Raw genomic sequence first — 16,625 nt, forward strand, 5'->3', positions numbered from 1 at the left:
CCTGAGCGAGAGACCCAGGCCCCGGGCGGACACCACGGCGGAGGTCTCGACGGCCGGGCCGGCGGGCGGGGGCCGCGTTCTACGCCACGACCACCAGATTCTGCGTCAGCAACCTGAATCCGGTCCCCGGCTAAGAGCCGAGCCGGTACGGACCGGCCGGAAGCGGGCCGGCGCCGATGGAAACCCGGCCGGGGAACGGGGCTGATCCCGTCTCCCGGCCGGGCGGTCGTGTCGCGGCTACGCCGCTACCTCAACGTGATCACGGCGAAATGGCCGGTGCCGTCGTCGAGCTTCAGCTGGAGCTGACGGCAGGTGTCGGACCAGCTCTTGTCGGTCTTCCAGACGTAGTTGTACTGGCCGCCTCCGTAGCTGATCTTCGAGTTGCCCGGGTTACGGGTCGGTTCGGCCGGGCCGATCGGTTTCCCGGTGTCACAGGCCACCTGCTGAGAAGCCGGGTAGCCGGGGGCGAAGACGTCGGGGCCGCGGTCACCGCCGAGACTGAACTTGATCGGTACGGCGCTGCCCGCCTTGCCCGACATCGTCTCCGGGAAGTAGGCCTGCCAGGGGTAGACGACCTGGTAGGTCACCTTCCGGCTCGCGGTGTTGCCCGCGTTGTCGACGGCCTTGACGGTGAAGTCGTGGAAGCCGACGGAGGAGGTGTCGAGCGGGCCGCCGTCGGGCACCGTGCCGGTGCAGCCGGCGATCCCGGACAGGTTGTCCTCGCACCGGTACGACGCGGTCGTGGCCGTCCCGAGCGTGTAGACCGCGCCGTCGGCGGGCCTGGTGAGGGAGATCGTCGGCTTGGTGAGGTCGACGGTCACCTTCACCGCGCGGTCACCGGAGATCGCCACTCCGCGCTCGGTGGCCGTCGCGCCCTCGGCGGTCACGGAGAAGTCGCACGTGATGTGCGGGAAGACAGCCTTGAGCCTGCCGTCGGCTCCGGTGGTGCCCAGGGCACGCGGGCCGTCGCCGCAGTCGGCGCGTACCTGCGCCCCGGCCAGCGGCTGACCGGCGTCCGAGAGCGCGGACACCGTCACCGCGTTCAGCGCGTTGTGCGCCACCGCGCCGCCCACGACGTCCAGGGTGGTCTGCAGCCTTTCGGGGCTGATGTTGTCCATCGTGTCCGTCGGCCTGTGGTACTGCGGCTCGGTGACGTACGTCCCGCCCGTGGGACCGCAGACGGCCGGCGGGGCCGGCGGCCGGTAGTCGAGCCAGATGAACAGCGAGGACGGGATGCCCACGTCGTAGAACGCCTGGTGGTCGCTCTGCCCGAGCCTGCAGTTGCGCAGCCCGTCGAACCCGACGCGGGCGGCCGACTCGTAGGCCTCCTGGACCACGTAGTTCGACTGACCGTTCGGGGTCAGCGCCCACAGCCGGGCCGGCTCGTACGGCGTGCCGACCATGTCCATCTGCCACTCGCCGACGAACCGCGCCTTCTCCGCCGCGGTCAGCGTGTTCACGTACGCGCGGGCACCGAGGAGACCGCCCTCCTCACCGCCGAAGCCGCCGATCCGCAGTTCCTTGTCCAGCGGGTACTGGCTGAGGACCCGGGCGACCTCCAGGGAGACGCCGTTGCCCGAGGCGTCGTCGTGGGCGCCGGGCGCGCCCAGCACCGAGTCGATGTGCGCGCCGACCATGACGATGGGCGCGGTGGTGCCGTCCGGGTCGCCGACCGCGGGCCGGATGCCGATGACGTTGGTGCCCATCGGGTTCGCGTACTCGTTCGTCGCGATCGTCAGCGTCAGCGGCCCCTTGGCCAGGAGTCCCCTGAGCCAGGCGCTGTGCGCGCTGCCGCCGCCGACCACCGGAATCCCCGGCTGGGGAGTGGCGAGGGTGAACGACGGTGGTGCGGAGTTGCCGGTCGGGTAGGCCAGGACGACCGCGAGCGCGCCGCGGCTCACCGCGTTGGCCACGGCGGTGTTGCGGACCGTGGCGTTGGTGCTGTAGTCCATCAGCACGATCTTGCCCTCGGTGTCGGCCGGGAACTCGGTGGCGGACTGGCCCGTCCCGGCGTCGACCACCTGGCCCTTCACGCCGGTGTCGCCGGTGAACTTCCCGCTGGCCGAGGCTGCCATCTGCCAGTTCGGCCCGCCGGGCAGGTCGGCGTCCGAGGACGTGACCTTCGCGACGCGTTTGGTCGAGACCGGGCCCCACTGCTGGAGGGTCACCTTGAAGCCGTAGGACTTCAGGATCCCGCCGATGTACTCCGCGCCCTCCCGCTCCTGCGGGGTGCCGTTCAGGCGTGGGCCGATGTCCACGGCGAGGTGCCGGATGTGGTTGACGGAGTTGGCCGAGTCGAACCGGCCGACGATCTCTTTGTCGTAGTCCGGCAGTGGCGCGTCCGCCGTCGCGGACGCCGCGGCCGTCAGGTTGGAGCCTGGCAGCGCCTGAAGCTGTACGCCACCGGCGGACGCCGGAACGGTCCCGAGGGACAACGCGGTCGCCAGGCCACCGATGACGGTCAGTCGCTCAAGTCGCCGAGGTCGTCTGAGTGAACTCCTCACGGAGAACCTCCTGGTCATGGCGGACGTGAAAGTCCGCATGGCGTCCCCACCCTCTGGACCCTCCGGGGTGCGGAGGGTGAGGACAAGGTTGGCGATTAGTACCAGGCGGGCAAACCAAGGGTCAAGGGTCGCCTCGCCCGCACCCCGGAGGAGACGCGCCTCGCGGACGGGACCGTTCCACGCGGCTGGGACGAGGACGACGCCCGGAGTACCGGCCGTCCTCGCGGAAACGGCGGATGAGTCTTCCTAGGGGTCCGGCGACGCGCCGGATCCGCCGGGAATCCCACGGTGCTCACGACTGACCGGGGTGACCGGGTGGGTGATGGGGGTATAAGCGCGATTGGCCCCCCGGCTTCGATCTCATCTCGACCGTGGGGGACCTGTGGCAGACGACGGCAACCGGAAACAGCAGCAGCTCGACCAGTATCGGGTGGACTCGGCGGACACCCGGTACACCACCGACCAGGGCGTCCGTGTCGACGACACCGACAACTCACTGTCGATCGGTGAGCGCGGCCCGACCATCCTGGAGGACTTCCACTTCCGGGAGAAGGTGATGCGCTTCGACCACGAGCGCATCCCGGAGCGGGTGGTGCACGCCCGCGGTTCGGGCGCGCACGGCGTCTTCCAGGTGTACGAGTCCCTGGCCGAGTACACCTGCGCCGACTTCCTGTGCGACCCTTCGCTGGTCACCCCGGTCTTCGTGCGCTTCTCCACCGTCGCGGGCTCGCGCGGATCGGCCGACACGGTGCGCGACGTGCGCGGGTTCGCCACCAAGTTCTTCACCAGGCAGGGCAACTACGACCTGGTCGGCAACAACTTCCCGGTGTTCTTCGTCCAGGACGCGATCAAGTTCTCCGACTTCGTGCACTCGGTCAAGCCCGAACCGCACAACGAGATCCCGCAGGCCCAGTCGGCGCACGACACCCTGTGGGACTTCGTGCAGCTGCAGCCGGAGACCATGCACACGATCATGTGGCTGATGTCGGACCGGGCGATCCCGCGCAGCTACCGGATGATGCAGGGCTTCGGTGTGCACACCTTCCGGCTGGTCAACGCCGAGGGGAGGGGCACCTTCTGCAAGTTCCACTGGCGGCCCAAGCTCGGCACCCACTCGCTGGTGTGGGACGAGGTGCTGCGCATCCAGGGCAACGACCCCGACTTCAACCGCCGTGACCTGTGGGACGCCATCGAGAACGGCGACTACCCCGAGTGGGAGCTGGGCCTCCAGCTCGTGCCGGAAGAGGACGAGCACAAGTTCGGCTTCGACCTCCTCGACGCCACGAAGATCATTCCGGAGGAGGAGGTGCCGTTGCGGGCGGTCGGCAAGCTGACCCTCAACCGCAACCCGGATAACTTCTTCGCCGAGACCGAGCAGGTCGCCTTCTGCACCGCCAACGTGGTGCCGGGCATCGACTTCACCAACGACCCGCTGCTGCAGGGCCGTAACTTCTCCTACCTCGACACCCAGCTGCTCCGCCTCGGCGGCCCGAACTTCCAGCAGATCCCGATCAACAGGGCGGTCGCGCCGGTGCACAACGACAACCGCGACGGCTTCCACCAGCACATGATCCACACCAGCCGGACGAGCTACTCCAAGAACTCCATCAGCGGGGGCTGCCCGGCGACCGGCGTGCTCAGCGGTGACATGACCGGGGTCTTCCGGCACTACACCGAACGGGTCGAGGGCGAGAAGATCCGCAAGCGCAGCCCCAGCTTCGGCGACCACTACAGCCAGGCCACGCTGTTCTGGAACAGCATGGCCCCCTGGGAGAAGGACCACATCGTCAAGGCGTTCCTGTTCGAACTCGGGCACGTCGAGCGCCGCTACATCAAGGAGCAGGTGGTCGAGCGGCTGACCAACGTCGACACCGGGCTGGCCGCGCACGTGGCCGCGGGGCTCGGCCTGCCCGCGCCGACGGCCAGGGGCGTCAACCACGGCAGGTCCTCCCCCGCGCTCAGCCAGGCCGACCAGCCCTCGTCCCTGGCCACCCGCAAGATCGCGGTCCTGGTGAGCGACCACACCGACGCCGAGGCGCTCTACCCCGTGATCCAGGAGCTGGAGAACGGGAAGGCGATCTGCGACGTGGTCGCCCCGCACGAGGGCATGGCCGGGCCGCTGTCGGTCGACAAGCAGGTCAGCGCGGCCTCGTCGGTACTGTATGACGCGGTGCTGTGCACCGGCGGTGAGGGGCAGGCGGACGACGGCTACGCCGTACAGTTCGTCCGCGAGGCCTTCAAGCACGGCAAGGCCATCGGTGTGCTGCCGGACGGTGAGGCCCTGTTGCGGGCCGCCGCGCTGCCCGGCCGCCAGGGGGTCGTCGAGGCCTCAGCGGGAGACGACTTCGTCCAGCGGTTCGTCGACGCCGTCGTCCGGCACCGGCACTACGACCGCGACGTGGCGTCCTTCCCCGCCTGAGCGCTCCGGCCTTCGGGCCGGAGGCCGCCAGGACATCCGAGCCGTTCGCCGGCGCGGGAACACGGCGGACCTCTCGGCGTCGATGACGACGCCGAGAGGTCCCCCGATCCGTGCCGTACGGAGCTTCTGTCGGTCCTGCATGCCAAAGTGGCCCATGACGACTTTCGCCCAGCTTCGCAAGACCGCGCTCTCCCTCCCCGGGACCGCCGAGCAGGGTGACCGCCCCGGCGTGATCGCGTTCACCGTGCACGGCAGCCTGTTCGCCTCGACGGGAGACAACGACCACGTGCACCTTCACCTCCCCGCAACGGAGGCGGAGAAGGTTCTCGCGGCGTACCCGACCGCGGAGCCGCTGCCCCACGACGGGACGTCGGCCGGCGTACGTGTCCCGCTCGTGGACATCGACGGTCAGCAGCTCAACCACTGGGTGCGCCGCGCCTGGTTCTCCCACGCGCCGCGACAGCTCGCGCGGCAGGCCGCCGCCGGAGAGACGGCGGTCGCCGGTGAGACCGGGGACCTGCCCAAGGCCATCGGAGGGCCCGCCACCCGGGCGCTCGCCGGCGTCGGCATCACCACTCTCGCCCAGGTCGCCGAACTGACCGAGGCCGAACTGATGGCGATGCACGGAGTCGGGCCGAAGGCGGTTCGCGTTCTCGGCGAGGCGCTCAGGGCGGCCGGGCACGAACGCGGGAACTGACCTCACCGGGACACGTCGAGAGGTCCCCGGCCGGAATCCGTCCGCCCAGGACCGGCGGAGCGATTCCGGCCGACGGGCAAAAATCCGCAGACCTCGCTTTGGCCTTATTTCTGCCCCTCCGGCGGTATCGCCTCCGTGACGACACCGGAGCCACCGGCCATCCATGGCCAATCCGCGTCCCGGGAGACCTTCGGAGGGTACGGCATGCCTTACGTGACCACGCGCGACGGCACAGAGATCTTCTTCTACGACTGGGGCAGCGGGCCGCCGGTCGTCTTCATCCACGGCTGGCCGCTGAACGCGGACGCCTGGCAGGACCAGCTGAAACTGGTCAAGGACCACGGCTTCCGGGCCATCGCGCACGACCGCCGGGGGCACGGCCGCTCAAGTCACCCCCACGACGGCTACGACTTCGACACCTTCGCCGACGATCTCAACGACCTCATCACCAAGCTCGACCTGCGTGACGTCACGCTGGTCGCGCACTCCATGGGAGGCGGGGAGCTGGCCCGCTACATCGGCCGGCACGGCACCGACCGCATCAGTAAGGCCGTGCTGCTGTCGGCGGTCCCGCCGCTGATGCTCAAGACGGACGACAACCCCGAGGGCACCCCCCAGGAGGTGTTCGACAAGATCAAGGCCGGTATCCTCGCCGAGCGCTCGCAGTTCTGGAAGGACTCCGCGGAGGGCTTCTTCGGCGCCAACCGGCCCGGTAACAAGGTGACGCAGGGCAACAAGGACGCCTTCTGGCTGATGGCCATGGCCGAGAACATCGAGGCCGGGGTGGTCTGCGTGGACGCCTTCTCCGCCACCGACTTCACCCAGGACCTGAAGAGGTTCGACATTCCCACCCTGATCATCCACGGTGACGACGACCAGGTCGTGCCGATCGCGGCCTCGGCGGACAAGTCCTCGAAGCTCATCCCGAACTCGACCTACAAGGTGTACAAGGGCGGCTCACACGGCATCGCGCTGGTGCCCGGCGACAAGGAGAAGTTCAACGCCGACCTGCTGGAATTCCTGAACTCATGACCCGCGGGTGGTGCCCGTCCGCACGACGGGCACCACCCTCACGGCGGGCCGGCTCAGCGGTCGGTCCACAGGTGCCAGAACACGTCGCCTTCGGAGCAGGTGTAGTGCCCCCAGTGCCCCCGGTCGATCCCGCCCTGGCCCGCGGTCACGCACCTGGCGTGGCTCGTGAACCAGTCACGGTAGACGTCGTCGCCGAGCGCCTGCACGGCGGTGCCCTCGGTCGCGACGGTGGCGTGTGCCGGGCCCGCGGTCAGCAGGCAGGCGGAGCTCAGCACGGCGGCGGCCAGCGCCACCGGACGGAACCTGGTCGTCATGTCGTCTCCTTCGCTTGTCTTCGCACGCCGTACGGCGGTGCCCGTTCCGGCGGACCGGGGCGGCGCGACCCGGGATCCCGCGTCCAGTGCCGTGGGGTCGCGCGCCCCGGTCACTCGTAGCGTGGTGGAGGCCGCCGACACGCCGGTCACCCGCCGGTCACGCGCACCGCTCCGTCGTGGGCCCGTACGTGACGCGTTGCGAGCTGAGGGTAATGATGTGATTACAATTCGCTGTGAAAGGGTTGGGTTTCGAGTTCAGGATTCTGGGGCCGGTCGAGGTCCTGCACCACGGCAACCGCCTGACCATCCGAGCGGCCAAGCTGCGCACCCTGCTCGCGGCGCTGCTCCTGGACGCCAATCGCGTGGTCACCGTCGAGACGCTGATCGAACGCGTATGGGGGGACGACGCCCCCAACGGCGCCCGCAACACGCTGCAGAACTACGTGCTGCGGCTGCGTCGTCTGCTGAACGGGGCGGGGTGGGAGTGCCCGCTGACGACGCACCCGAGGGGGTATGCGATCGAGCTGCCCGCCGACACGCTGGACCTGCACCGTTTCGACGCACTGGTGCGCCGCGCACGGGCGGCGGCCGCCGTCGAGGAGACGGAGCAGGCCGCCACGCTGCTTCGGGAGGCGTTGCGCCTGTGGCGCGGAGAGGCGCTCGCGGACATCGGATCAGAGGTCATACGCCGTGACGTCGTCCCCGTGCTCGACGAACGCAGGCTCGACGCCCTTGAGCTTCGCATCGAGGCGGACCTGGCGCTGGGACGGCACGAGGACGTGCTGGCCGAGCTGCACGGGCTGACCACCGCGCACCCGCTCAGGGAGCGACTGTGGAGACAGCGGATGCTCGCGCTGTACCGGTCGGGACGCCGGGGCGAGAGCCTACGCTGCTATCACAACGCCAGGGACGCGCTGGTCGAGCAACTCGGCGTCGATCCCGGCGACGAGCTGCGTGAACTGCACCGGCGGTTGCTCACCGCCAGCCCCGCGCTGGCCTACGTCAGCCCACCGCGGGTGCGCGGCAACCTGCCCGCCGAGGTGACGACGTTCATCGGCCGGGCACGTCAGCTCGCCGACATCGGGCGCCTGGTGAGAGGAAACCGGCTGGTCACCCTGACCGGCGCGGGCGGGGTGGGCAAGACCCGGCTGGCCCTGCGGGCGGCGGCCGAGCTGTCCGGGGACTTCCCCGACGGGGTGTGGCTGGCCGACCTGACCGCGTTGCCGGAAGGACGGCCACTTGAGCACCTCGTGGTCCAGGCGCTGAGAATCCGCGACCAGTCCGCGCGTCCGCCCGCCGACGTCCTGGCCGACTTCCTGCGTGACAGGCGGCTGCTGCTGGTGCTGGACAACTGTGAGCACGTGGCCGCGGCGGTCGGCGCTCTGGCCGACACCCTGCTCAGGGCCGCCCCGGGCCTGCGGATGCTGACGACCAGCAGGCACCGGCTCGGCCTGCGCCACGAGCACGTGCTGGTCGTGCCCCCGCTCACCCTGCCGCCCGTGGCCGCCGCCGCGTCCCGGGAGCGTCCGCTGACCGGCTACGACGCGGTGGCGTTGCTGGTGGCGCGGGCCGCGGCGGCGGCACCGGACTTCCGTGTCACCCACGACAACCACGATCTCGTCGTCCAGCTGTGCAGGCGCCTGGACGGCATCCCGCTGGCCATCGAACTGGCCGCCGTACGGCTGGGCACGCTGTCCATCGCGGAGATCCTGGAGCGCCTCGATGACTGCTTCCGTCCGCTGGGCGGCGACATCCGGGCCATGCCCCGCTACCACCGGACGTTGTGGGACGTCATCGACTGGAGCCACGAGCTGTGCACCGAGCCGGAACGCCTGCTCTGGGCGCGCCTTTCGGTCTTCTCCAGCGGTTTCGACCTGGAGGCGGCCGAAGCCGTGTGCTCCGGCTCGGGCATCGCCCGCCGGGACGTCGTGGATCTGCTGGCGAGCCTGTGCCACAAGTCGGTCCTGCTGGCGCGGACCCAGGGTCTCCGTACGCGTTACCGCCTTCTGGAGACCATCCGTCAGTACGGCGGGCGGAGACTGGCCGACATGGGCGCGGAAGCCCGGCTGCGGCGGCTCCACCGCGACCACTACCAGAGACTGGTCGCCACCGCCGCGGCCGAGTGGTGCGGCGTCCGCGAGGTCGAGTGGCTGTCCCGGCTGCGGAGGGAGCTGCCCAACCTGCGGACGGCGCTGGACTTCTGCGTCACCGAGCCGGGGCAGGCGGACAACGGCCTGGAGATCGCCGTCAACCTCACCCGTGTCCGGTCCTGGTTCTTCACCAGCACCATCGGTGAGGGCCGCCACTGGCTGGAGCGCACCTGCGCGTTGTCCGCGCCCGGCCCCCGGCGCACCGACGCGCTGGCGATGCTGAGCTGGGTGGCCCTCCTGCAGGGCGACCACCGGCTCGCCGAGAGGTATCTCGCCGAACACCGCGCTCCGGCCTCGCCCGTCGCCACCTATCTGGAGGGCGCCCATGCGATGCTCACCCATTCCGACGCCGGGGCGATCCCCGTGCTGGCACGGGCCAGGGACATGTTCCGGCGGGCGGGTGCCCGGGGAGACGCCCACATGGCCACCATGCTCTGGGCGATGGCCTGCGCCTTCCTCGGCGTCCCGGACGTCGCGCGCGCCGCGGGAGACGCCTACCTGGAGGAGGCCGAGGCGAACGGCGCGGCCTGGGCCCAATCATGGGCACTGTGGACGCTCGGGCTGACCAGGCTGCGGCTCGGCGACACCGTCGCGGCCATCGAGCTGCTGCGCGACTCCCTGGTCCGCCAGCGCGACATCGACGACCGCTGGGGTCCCGTCTGGGGAGCGGAGGCGCTGGCCTGGGCCGTCGCCGCCGCCGGGCAGTACCACCGGGCCGCCGAGCTCCTCGGCGCCGCCCGTCATCTGCGCCAGGCCGTGGGCGTCGGCCTCATCACCCTGCGCCCCTTCCACGAGATGCACATCGAGGCCGTACGGCTGGTGCGCGGCAACCTCGACGCCCGCTCCTACGCCGCGGCCCTCGAACGGGGGGCCAGGACCGAGGACGCCTCCCCGTGGCCGTCCTGCCTGGTCGAGGCCCTGGAGAGGCATGGGGTGGTTCACACCTCCTCGGAGAGCGGGGCGACCCGGTGACGGTCGTCCCGTCTCGGGCCCGGAGGCCCCGCGGGGTCTTGAGACGGTGGCCGTCGAGACTTCCGGCCTCCCTTGCCTCCTGCTTCCTGGGCGGCGACCGGCCTGCTCGACTCCCTAATATTCCCTATTCTTCCCTCAAAGAGGGGTGTTAAGGTAATTTTAGGGAATCGCGATTCCCCTCTTCGTTCGGATGCGCGAGCACCCGGCGGGGCGGGGACGGCACATCGACGAAGGAGAGGGTCACATGAAGGTCATCGTCGCGGGCGGCGGCGGGCGGACTCCGAGGCGCGCCGGCGCGGTGGTCGGGCCATGACCGCCATCTACCGGACCGAGGACGGGGGCCGGCGCATCCGCGAGCGGTACGTCCAGACCCTGCGTACCTGGCCCGTTCCTTACGAGCACCGGAGGGTCCCGACCCGCGAGGGAGAGACCTTCGTCGTGGTCTCCGGCCCCGAGGACGCGCCGCCGCTGGTGCTGTTGCACGGCTCGGGCACCAACGCGGCGATGTGGGTCGCGGAGGTGGCCTCCTGGGCCGGACACTTCCGCGTCCACGCCGTCGACATGATCGGTGAGCCCGGCCTGAGCGCCCCCTCCCGCCCTCCGCTTGACTCCGAGGCGTACGCCCTCTGGCTGGACGACGTCCTGCGGGAACTCGGGGTGTCGAGGGCGTCCGTGGTCGGTGCCTCGCTCGGTGGCTGGCTGGCGCTGGACTACGCCACCCGCCGCCCGGACCGGGTGGAGTGCCTGGCTCTGCTGTGCCCCGCCGGAATCGGCAGGCAGAAGTGGGGCTGGCTGCCGAAGGCCGTACTGCTGAACCGGTTCGGTCTGTGGGGACAGCGCAAAACGCTTGAGACGGTCGCGGGGCTCGACATGAAGGGTTCCGAGGAGTTCCTTGAGGGGATGGCCCTCACCTTCCGGCAGTTCCTCCCCCGTAAGCGGTTGCCGGTCTTCTCCGACGACACGCTGCGGAAGCTGACCATGCCCGTGCTGGCCGTCGTCGGTGACCGTGACGCCATGCTCGACTCGCAGGACACCGTCCGGCGCCTGAACGAGACCGTCCCGCACGCGACGGTTCGCCTGCTGCCGGGAGTCGGGCACTCCGTCGTCGGCCAGAGCGAGGTCGTCCTCGCCCATCTGCGGCGGACGTCCGCCGCACAGTGAGCTCCTCACGGTGAGATCGAGGCGACGGGCGTGTCGGTCCTTCTGTACGGCCGTGCCGCTCGGGAGCGTTTACGGCACCCGAGGACCACGAACACGACGGAGCGCACCGATGTCCCTGCCCGCGCACATGTACGCCGCCCACGTCACGGGCCCCGGTCCCGCCGAGGCCATCCGCTACGGCCGGATACCGGTACCGGGCATCGGCCCCACCGACGTCCTGGTGCGGGTGCGCATGGTCGCCGCCGACCCGGTGGACGTCTTCGTGCGCTCGGGCGCCTACCCCACGCCCATGCCGTCGCCGTTCGTGATCGGCCGGGACCTGGTCGGCGAGGTGGCCGCCGTGGGACCCGGCGCGACCGGCTTCTCCCCGGGGCTGCCGGTGTGGTGCAACAGCCTGGGGCACGACGGCAGGCAGGGCTCCTTCGCCGAGTACGCCGTGGTCCCCGCCGACCGGCTGTACCCGGTTCCGCCGGGCGTCGACGAGGCCGATCTGGTCGCGGCCGCCCACCCGGCGGCGACCGCGTGGCTGGCCCTGTTCCGGCACGGGCGGCTGCGGGCCGGGGAGAACGTCCACGTCGGCGGCGGGGCGGGCAACGTCGGGTCCGCCGCGGTCGCCCTGGCCGTGGCGGCGGGGGCGCGCGTGGTCGCCACCGCGCGTCCGGAGGACTTCGCCTCCGTCCGCGCGCTGGGCGCCGCCGAGGTCCTCGACTACCGCGACCCCGACCTGACCGACGGCCTGCGTACGGCCGCGCCCGGCGGCTACCGCGTGTGGGTGGACACCTCGGGGCGCGGGGACCTGGCCGCCGGGGTCGGTCTTCTCGCCCACGGCGGGCGGCTGGTGGTGATGGCCGGGCTGCACGCCACCCCGGCGCTGCCGCTCGGCTCCCTCTACACCCGGGACGCCTCCGTCGTGGGGTTCGCGATCAGCAACGCCTCCGTCGCCGATCTCGCCGACGCGGCCGACGGCGTCGCCTTCCTGCTGCGCGAGACCCGGTGGCGTCCCCGCGTCGCCGGGCGGCTCCCGCTGTCGCAGGCCGCCCAGGCACACCGCAGGCTGGAGACGGGAGACGTCAACGGCAGGCTCGTGCTCTCCCCGTAGAGGCGGTGGTCACCGGGCCGCGGGTTCCGGCGAGGAGCGGTAGTAAGCGGCGATGGAGTGGAAGGCGGCCTTGGGCTCCCACGGTCTCTCCGGGTCCTCGTGGACCTTGACGACGCCGTAGCTGGCCAGGTCCAGGTCGTCGCGGGGGTCGCCGCCGGGGCGGTACGGGTGGTCGTAGAGCGCGAAGGTGAACACGAAGGCGCTGTCGACGCCTCCGGCGTCGAAGACCTCAAGCAGTTCACGCACGTACGCGGCCTGTCCGGCCTCGTCACGTTCGTACTCGCCGTTCAACCGGACGGGCGCGCGGGTGGCCGGGTCGTACTCGACGACCTCCAGGCCGAGGGCTCCCCTGTCCCCCGCCCCCCGGTAGCTCGCCGCGCCGAACTCGGTGATCGCGACCGGCTTGCCCTGCGCGACGAGTCCGTGGACACCGGCGGCGAACCGGTCGGCGATCTCAGCCGACCGGTAGAGGTCCACGGACATGATGTCGAAGGGCTCCCAGTCGACGCGTTCGAGCGGCACGGAGGCGTAGGTCACCTTTCCGCCGAAGCGTTCGCGGACGAGCGTCACCGCTTCGGCGAGGAAGTCGTTGACCCGTGCGCCGACCGTGCCGATCTGTTCACGCACCTGGTCCGGCCTGCTCAGCAGCCCGACTCGCTCGTCGATGCTGTCACCGGGCAGGAATCCCTTGTTCATCAGGCAGAGTTCGGCGCCGGTGACGAACACGACCTCGGCTCCCCTCAGCCGGAGCCGCTCCGCGCGTTCGGCGCAGTCGGCGAACAGCGACAACATCTCGTCGACGGTCAGTTCGAGCGGGTACGGGGAGAACCAGACTTCGAGGCCGAGGTCGGCGGCGCACTCCGCGGCGAGTTCGATCCGTTCGGGGTCGCCGCCCATGACGCGGACCGCGGTGCAGTTCAGGTCGTCGCGGATGGCGCGCATGTCACGCCTGACGTTCTCCGCGGCGAACCGCCGGTGACCGATCGTTCCGTTGACGACGAAGCCGGTGTCATAGCTGATGCCCTTGGCGCGCACGTGCTGTGCCTTTCTCTGGAGGGAGTTTTAAGGTACTCCAAGTACCCTATTTGTGCGAGGGGGGGACGGCAACAAGGATGGGAGGGCACGGCCGGTATCGACTACGGGAAGAGCCATGACAGAGGACGCGGCAGGCAGTCCGGCGGGACGTACCAGGAGGCGTGGGGCCGCCCTGGAGGAGGCGATCCTGAGCGCCGCGGCCGACGAACTGGCCGAGGCCGGATACGCCGGGCTGACCATGGACAGGGTCGCCGCGCGAGCCGGGACCAACAAGAACGCCATCTACCGTCGCTGGCCGAACCGCCTCGCGCTCGGCGTCGCCGCCTACCGGCGGCTGACCACGACGATCTCCCCCGACGACACCGGCGACCTGCGGGGCGACGTCCTGGCACTGCTCCGCCAGGCCAACCGCTACTGGAGCTCCCCGCAGGGCGCGATCCTGCGCGAGCTGTTCGCCGCGGCCGGAGGGGCCTCGGAACTCCTGGAACAGTTGCAGGACCGGTCCGGTGACGACGCCGCGGCCCCGTGGCTGACCGTCCTGGAACGCGCGCTCGCGCGCGGCGAGGTGGCCCCCGAGGCGCTCACTCCACGGGTCGCCACCGTGGCCATGGTCCTGCTGCGCAACGAGTTCGTCGTGCGCGGGGTCCCCACCGCTCCCGACGACGTCCTCGTCGAGATCGTCGACGAGGTCTACCTCCCCCTGGTACGGCGGCGCGCCCCGGCCCGGAACTGACCTCGCGCACGCCCGGGTGTCAGCCGGCCTTGGGCGGGTCCTGCGGCTGCGCGTGCTGCAGCTGGACACAGCATTCGCCGGAGCGCGGAGCGAGAACCGCCTGAACGGCTCCGGCCTGCAGTCCTTGCAGATATCCGGTGAGGAAGGCGTGGTTCATGCCGCAGACGAGGTCGGGGGCCTGGGCGGCGAGGGGGTGGAAGGGGCAGTTGCGCAGCCGCAGCCGGTCGGGGGCCTCGCGGGCGGGCTCGAAGCCGTGCTGGTTGAGCATCTGCTCGCACAGGGTCAGGCCGCGTTCGGCGCCGAGCCTGCCAGGCCGCAGGCGCGCGCGGTCCTGGCCGCCGAGTTCGTCGCCGTGCTGCCTGGCGGTGCGTATGGCGGCGTTCGCGGCGGTCTCGTTCTCGCCTTCGGCCAGGACGGCCCGGAGGAGGAGAGCGGCCAGCAGTTCGTGGCGGCGGTCGGGAATGCTGACCTGGATGGGGCTGTCGGTCGGCTCGTAGAGCTTGGGCTGCCGTCCGACCTTGCGCAGGCCGGTCGGCGACGCATGCCGGGTGCGGAGCAGTCCGGCGTCGACCAGCTTGTCCAGGTGGAACGCGGCGAGCTTGCGGGAGATGCCGACGTCGGCGGCGGTCTCCTCGCGTGTGACGGGCCGGCGGGCACGGCGGATGAAGGCGAAGATCTGCCGCCGGGTGCCTTCGCCGAGCACGCTGAGGGAGTCGAGCGCGGCGTCCGCCGGAGAGGCCGGCTGGCTCATGTCAGAGGTCACACCTTCACGATAACGCCAGCATGCGCTGTCGGACGATGGGTGGAGGCCTTTCTCATCGGCATCGCTTGACCGCCACCCCTAATAAGACCAAAATCCATTGGTGAAAAGGAGGTGGTCATGACAACCCGGCCACACCAGGCCAAGCAGCCGGTCAGCGCCGCGCTCGCCGGCCCGTACGGACACCCGTTCCACCCCATGCTGGTCACGATCCCGATCGGTGCCTGGGCGGCCGGCCTGGCCTTCGACATCGCCTCACGGTTCGTGGCGGATCCGCGCTTCCTGTCCCAGGGAGCGATGTGGCTGATCGCGATCGGGGTGGTCGGCGCCCTGGGCGCGGCCATGGCCGGATTCCTGGACCTGTTCGCCATCCCCACGGGCACCCGCGCGTTCCGGCTGGCGCTGATCCACATGACGCTGAACCTGCTGGCAACCGTCGCCTACCTCGGCAATTTCCTGTGGCGGTACTCCGAGGCCGTCACCGGCGGCGTCCCCGCCGGGCCGCTGGCCCTCAACGCCGCCTCCTTCCTGACCTTGGCGGTGGCGGGATGGCTGGGCGGCAGGCTCTCCTACCGCTACGGCGTCCGGGTGGCCGACGAGGCGACACAGGCCGAGGGGTTCGCACCCGCGGGCCGTACCCACTGACAGCATCGGTCGCCGCACGGTCCCCGGGGCGGCCACCATGAGCAATCTGGAGTTTTCATGAACATCGCCGCACTGGTCACCTGGGTGGTCACCGCGCTCGGCGGCTTCCACATGCTCGGCACCTGGCTCTCACGCGGCGGTGCCCGCGGCGGTAGCCACCTGCCGGTCCCGGTGATCTTCGGCCATTTCGCGCTGGCCGCCGTCGGCCTGGTCGTCTGGGTCGTCTACCTCATCGCCGACCTGAACGCGCTGGCCTGGATCGCCTTCGTCCTGCTGGTACCCGTCGCCCTGCTCGGGTTCGTCATGCTGGCCCGGTGGATCCCGGTGTACCGGGCCCGTGCCACCACCGTCCCGTCGGCGGGTGAGCGCACCGCCCCCGCCGAGCGGCACTTCCCGGTCGTCGTGGTCGCCGCGCACGGGTTGTTCGCCGTCGTGACCGTGCTTCTCGTCCTGCTCTCCGCCCTGGGCGTCGGCGGCGGCTGACGGAGGCCTCGCCCTCCTCGGCGCCCCGCGCGCCGAGGCCCGCTCGCGTCGCCGGTTCCCCGCCCTGACCGCCCTGCCCGGATGGCCGGCACGCCCGCAGCTGGAAGGATCACCATCGTGGAAATCTGGATCAACCCCGCGTGCAGCAAATGCGCCTCCGCTCTTTCACTGCTCGACGAGGCGGGCGCCGCCTACACCGTGCGGCGCTACCTGGAGGAGCCGCCCACCGCCCAGGAGATCGAAGACGTGCTGCGACGTCTCGGCATGCAGCCCTGGGACATCGCCCGTCTCGCCGAACCCGCGGCGGCCGAACTGGGCCTCACCACGTGGCCACGCGACGAGAGCCACCGCCCCCGGTGGATCGCGGCGCTGGCCGCTCACCCGATCCTGATCCAGCGGCCCATCATCACCGCGGACGACGGAACGGCGGTGGTCGGCCGCACACCCGAATCCGTACGGTCCCTCCTGCCGTGACGGCCGGGCCCGCACCACGGCGTTCAGGGGTGGGGCCTTCGCCGACGTCGGCGAAGGCCCCACCCCTGTAGCCCCCGGGAACCCGGGGGGGGCCCCCTGCGGGAGCGCCCAAACCGGGCCCGGCTCCACCGGGGGCGCCCCGGGGCC

14 protein-coding genes are annotated in these 16,625 nt (G+C 70.9%); 10 read left to right on the forward strand and 4 right to left on the reverse strand.

From position 1 onward, the window contains the following. Positions 1-245: 245 nt before the first annotated feature. Positions 246-2,504 carry a PxKF domain-containing protein gene (locus tag ABZ463_RS31075; RefSeq protein ID WP_362781462.1) on the reverse strand — a complete coding sequence of 753 codons (2,259 nt, stop codon included), beginning with the start codon at positions 2,502-2,504 and terminating at the stop codon, positions 246-248. Positions 2,505-2,886: 382 nt separating this feature from the next. On the opposite strand from ABZ463_RS31075, the gene ABZ463_RS31080 reads away from it, so the two are divergent. From ABZ463_RS31080 to ABZ463_RS31090, 3 genes are all read left to right on the forward strand, one after another. Then, positions 2,887-4,923: a catalase gene (locus ABZ463_RS31080; RefSeq protein ID WP_362781464.1), complete on the forward strand. Its 2,037-nt coding sequence runs from the start codon at positions 2,887-2,889 to the stop codon at positions 4,921-4,923. A 154-nt stretch (positions 4,924-5,077) separates the two neighbouring features. Further along, positions 5,078-5,620 (forward strand): hypothetical protein, encoded by a 543-nt coding sequence (locus ABZ463_RS31085; RefSeq protein WP_352012460.1) that lies wholly within the window; start codon positions 5,078-5,080, stop codon positions 5,618-5,620. A 204-nt stretch (positions 5,621-5,824) separates the two neighbouring features. Continuing rightward, on the forward strand, positions 5,825-6,652 hold the full coding sequence (locus ABZ463_RS31090; RefSeq protein ID WP_352012459.1) for an alpha/beta hydrolase: 828 nt from the start codon (positions 5,825-5,827) through the stop codon (positions 6,650-6,652). A 53-nt stretch (positions 6,653-6,705) separates the two neighbouring features. On the opposite strand, the gene ABZ463_RS31095 is transcribed toward ABZ463_RS31090, so the two are convergent. Next, positions 6,706-6,966 (reverse strand): hypothetical protein, encoded by a 261-nt coding sequence (locus tag ABZ463_RS31095; protein ID WP_362781467.1) that lies wholly within the window; start codon positions 6,964-6,966, stop codon positions 6,706-6,708. A 233-nt stretch (positions 6,967-7,199) separates the two neighbouring features. On the opposite strand from ABZ463_RS31095, the gene ABZ463_RS31100 reads away from it, so the two are divergent. The 3 genes from ABZ463_RS31100 (at position 7,200) to ABZ463_RS31110 (ending at position 12,348) form a co-directional block, all read left to right on the forward strand. Then, positions 7,200-10,088, forward strand: a complete 2,889-nt coding sequence (locus ABZ463_RS31100; RefSeq protein ID WP_362781469.1) for a BTAD domain-containing putative transcriptional regulator — start codon at positions 7,200-7,202, stop codon at positions 10,086-10,088. Positions 10,089-10,397: 309 nt separating this feature from the next. Beyond that, entirely contained in the window at positions 10,398-11,249 is an 852-nt protein-coding gene (locus ABZ463_RS31105) for an alpha/beta fold hydrolase (RefSeq protein ID WP_362781471.1), read from the forward strand. 109 nt (positions 11,250-11,358) lie between these two features. Beyond that, positions 11,359-12,348 carry an NADPH:quinone reductase gene (locus ABZ463_RS31110; protein ID WP_362781473.1) on the forward strand — a complete coding sequence of 330 codons (990 nt, stop codon included), beginning with the start codon at positions 11,359-11,361 and terminating at the stop codon, positions 12,346-12,348. A gap of 9 nt (positions 12,349-12,357) precedes the next feature. Here the strand turns inward: ABZ463_RS31110 and ABZ463_RS31115 are convergent, their stop codons facing one another. After that, positions 12,358-13,383: a hypothetical protein gene (locus tag ABZ463_RS31115; protein ID WP_362781475.1), complete on the reverse strand. Its 1,026-nt coding sequence runs from the start codon at positions 13,381-13,383 to the stop codon at positions 12,358-12,360. Between the two features lie 115 nt (positions 13,384-13,498). Between ABZ463_RS31115 and ABZ463_RS31120 the strand changes: the two genes are divergently transcribed. Then, complete coding sequence (locus ABZ463_RS31120; protein WP_362781502.1) at positions 13,499-14,116, forward strand: TetR/AcrR family transcriptional regulator; 618 nt, start codon at positions 13,499-13,501, stop codon at positions 14,114-14,116. A gap of 19 nt (positions 14,117-14,135) precedes the next feature. Here the strand turns inward: ABZ463_RS31120 and ABZ463_RS31125 are convergent, their stop codons facing one another. Then, positions 14,136-14,879, reverse strand: coding sequence for a helix-turn-helix domain-containing protein (locus ABZ463_RS31125; RefSeq protein WP_352012452.1), 744 nt, complete (start codon positions 14,877-14,879; stop codon positions 14,136-14,138). 117 nt (positions 14,880-14,996) lie between these two features. Between ABZ463_RS31125 and ABZ463_RS31130 the strand changes: the two genes are divergently transcribed. The 3 genes from ABZ463_RS31130 (at position 14,997) to ABZ463_RS31140 (ending at position 16,478) form a co-directional block, all read left to right on the forward strand. Next, positions 14,997-15,521, forward strand: a complete 525-nt coding sequence (locus ABZ463_RS31130) for a DUF2231 domain-containing protein (protein ID WP_352012451.1) — start codon at positions 14,997-14,999, stop codon at positions 15,519-15,521. A gap of 57 nt (positions 15,522-15,578) precedes the next feature. Beyond that, positions 15,579-16,004 carry a hypothetical protein gene (locus ABZ463_RS31135; RefSeq protein WP_352012450.1) on the forward strand — a complete coding sequence of 142 codons (426 nt, stop codon included), beginning with the start codon at positions 15,579-15,581 and terminating at the stop codon, positions 16,002-16,004. A 117-nt stretch (positions 16,005-16,121) separates the two neighbouring features. Then, positions 16,122-16,478: an arsenate reductase family protein gene (locus tag ABZ463_RS31140; protein ID WP_352012449.1), complete on the forward strand. Its 357-nt coding sequence runs from the start codon at positions 16,122-16,124 to the stop codon at positions 16,476-16,478. Positions 16,479-16,625: the final 147 nt, after the last annotated feature.

Origin of the sequence: Streptosporangium sp. NPDC020145, from assembly GCF_040631275.1 — a bacterium.
In the GTDB taxonomy this organism is placed as follows: Bacteria; Actinomycetota; Actinomycetes; order Streptosporangiales; family Streptosporangiaceae; genus Streptosporangium.

What these genes read in the sequence shown, in the direction of transcription:
- ABZ463_RS31135 (WP_352012450.1), top strand. Translation starts at nt 15,579, where the DNA reads ATGAACATCGCCGCACTGGTCACCTGGGTGGTCACCGCGCTCGGCGGC.
- ABZ463_RS31105 (WP_362781471.1), top strand. Translation starts at nt 10,398, where the DNA reads ATGACCGCCATCTACCGGACCGAGGACGGGGGCCGGCGCATCCGCGAG.
- ABZ463_RS31085 (WP_352012460.1), top strand. Translation starts at nt 5,078, where the DNA reads ATGACGACTTTCGCCCAGCTTCGCAAGACCGCGCTCTCCCTCCCCGGG.
- ABZ463_RS31130 (WP_352012451.1), top strand. Translation starts at nt 14,997, where the DNA reads ATGACAACCCGGCCACACCAGGCCAAGCAGCCGGTCAGCGCCGCGCTC.
- ABZ463_RS31090 (WP_352012459.1), top strand. Translation starts at nt 5,825, where the DNA reads ATGCCTTACGTGACCACGCGCGACGGCACAGAGATCTTCTTCTACGAC.
- ABZ463_RS31120 (WP_362781502.1), top strand. Translation starts at nt 13,499, where the DNA reads ATGACAGAGGACGCGGCAGGCAGTCCGGCGGGACGTACCAGGAGGCGT.
- ABZ463_RS31110 (WP_362781473.1), top strand. Translation starts at nt 11,359, where the DNA reads ATGTCCCTGCCCGCGCACATGTACGCCGCCCACGTCACGGGCCCCGGT.
- ABZ463_RS31095 (WP_362781467.1), bottom strand. Translation starts at nt 6,966, where the DNA reads ATGACGACCAGGTTCCGTCCGGTGGCGCTGGCCGCCGCCGTGCTGAGC.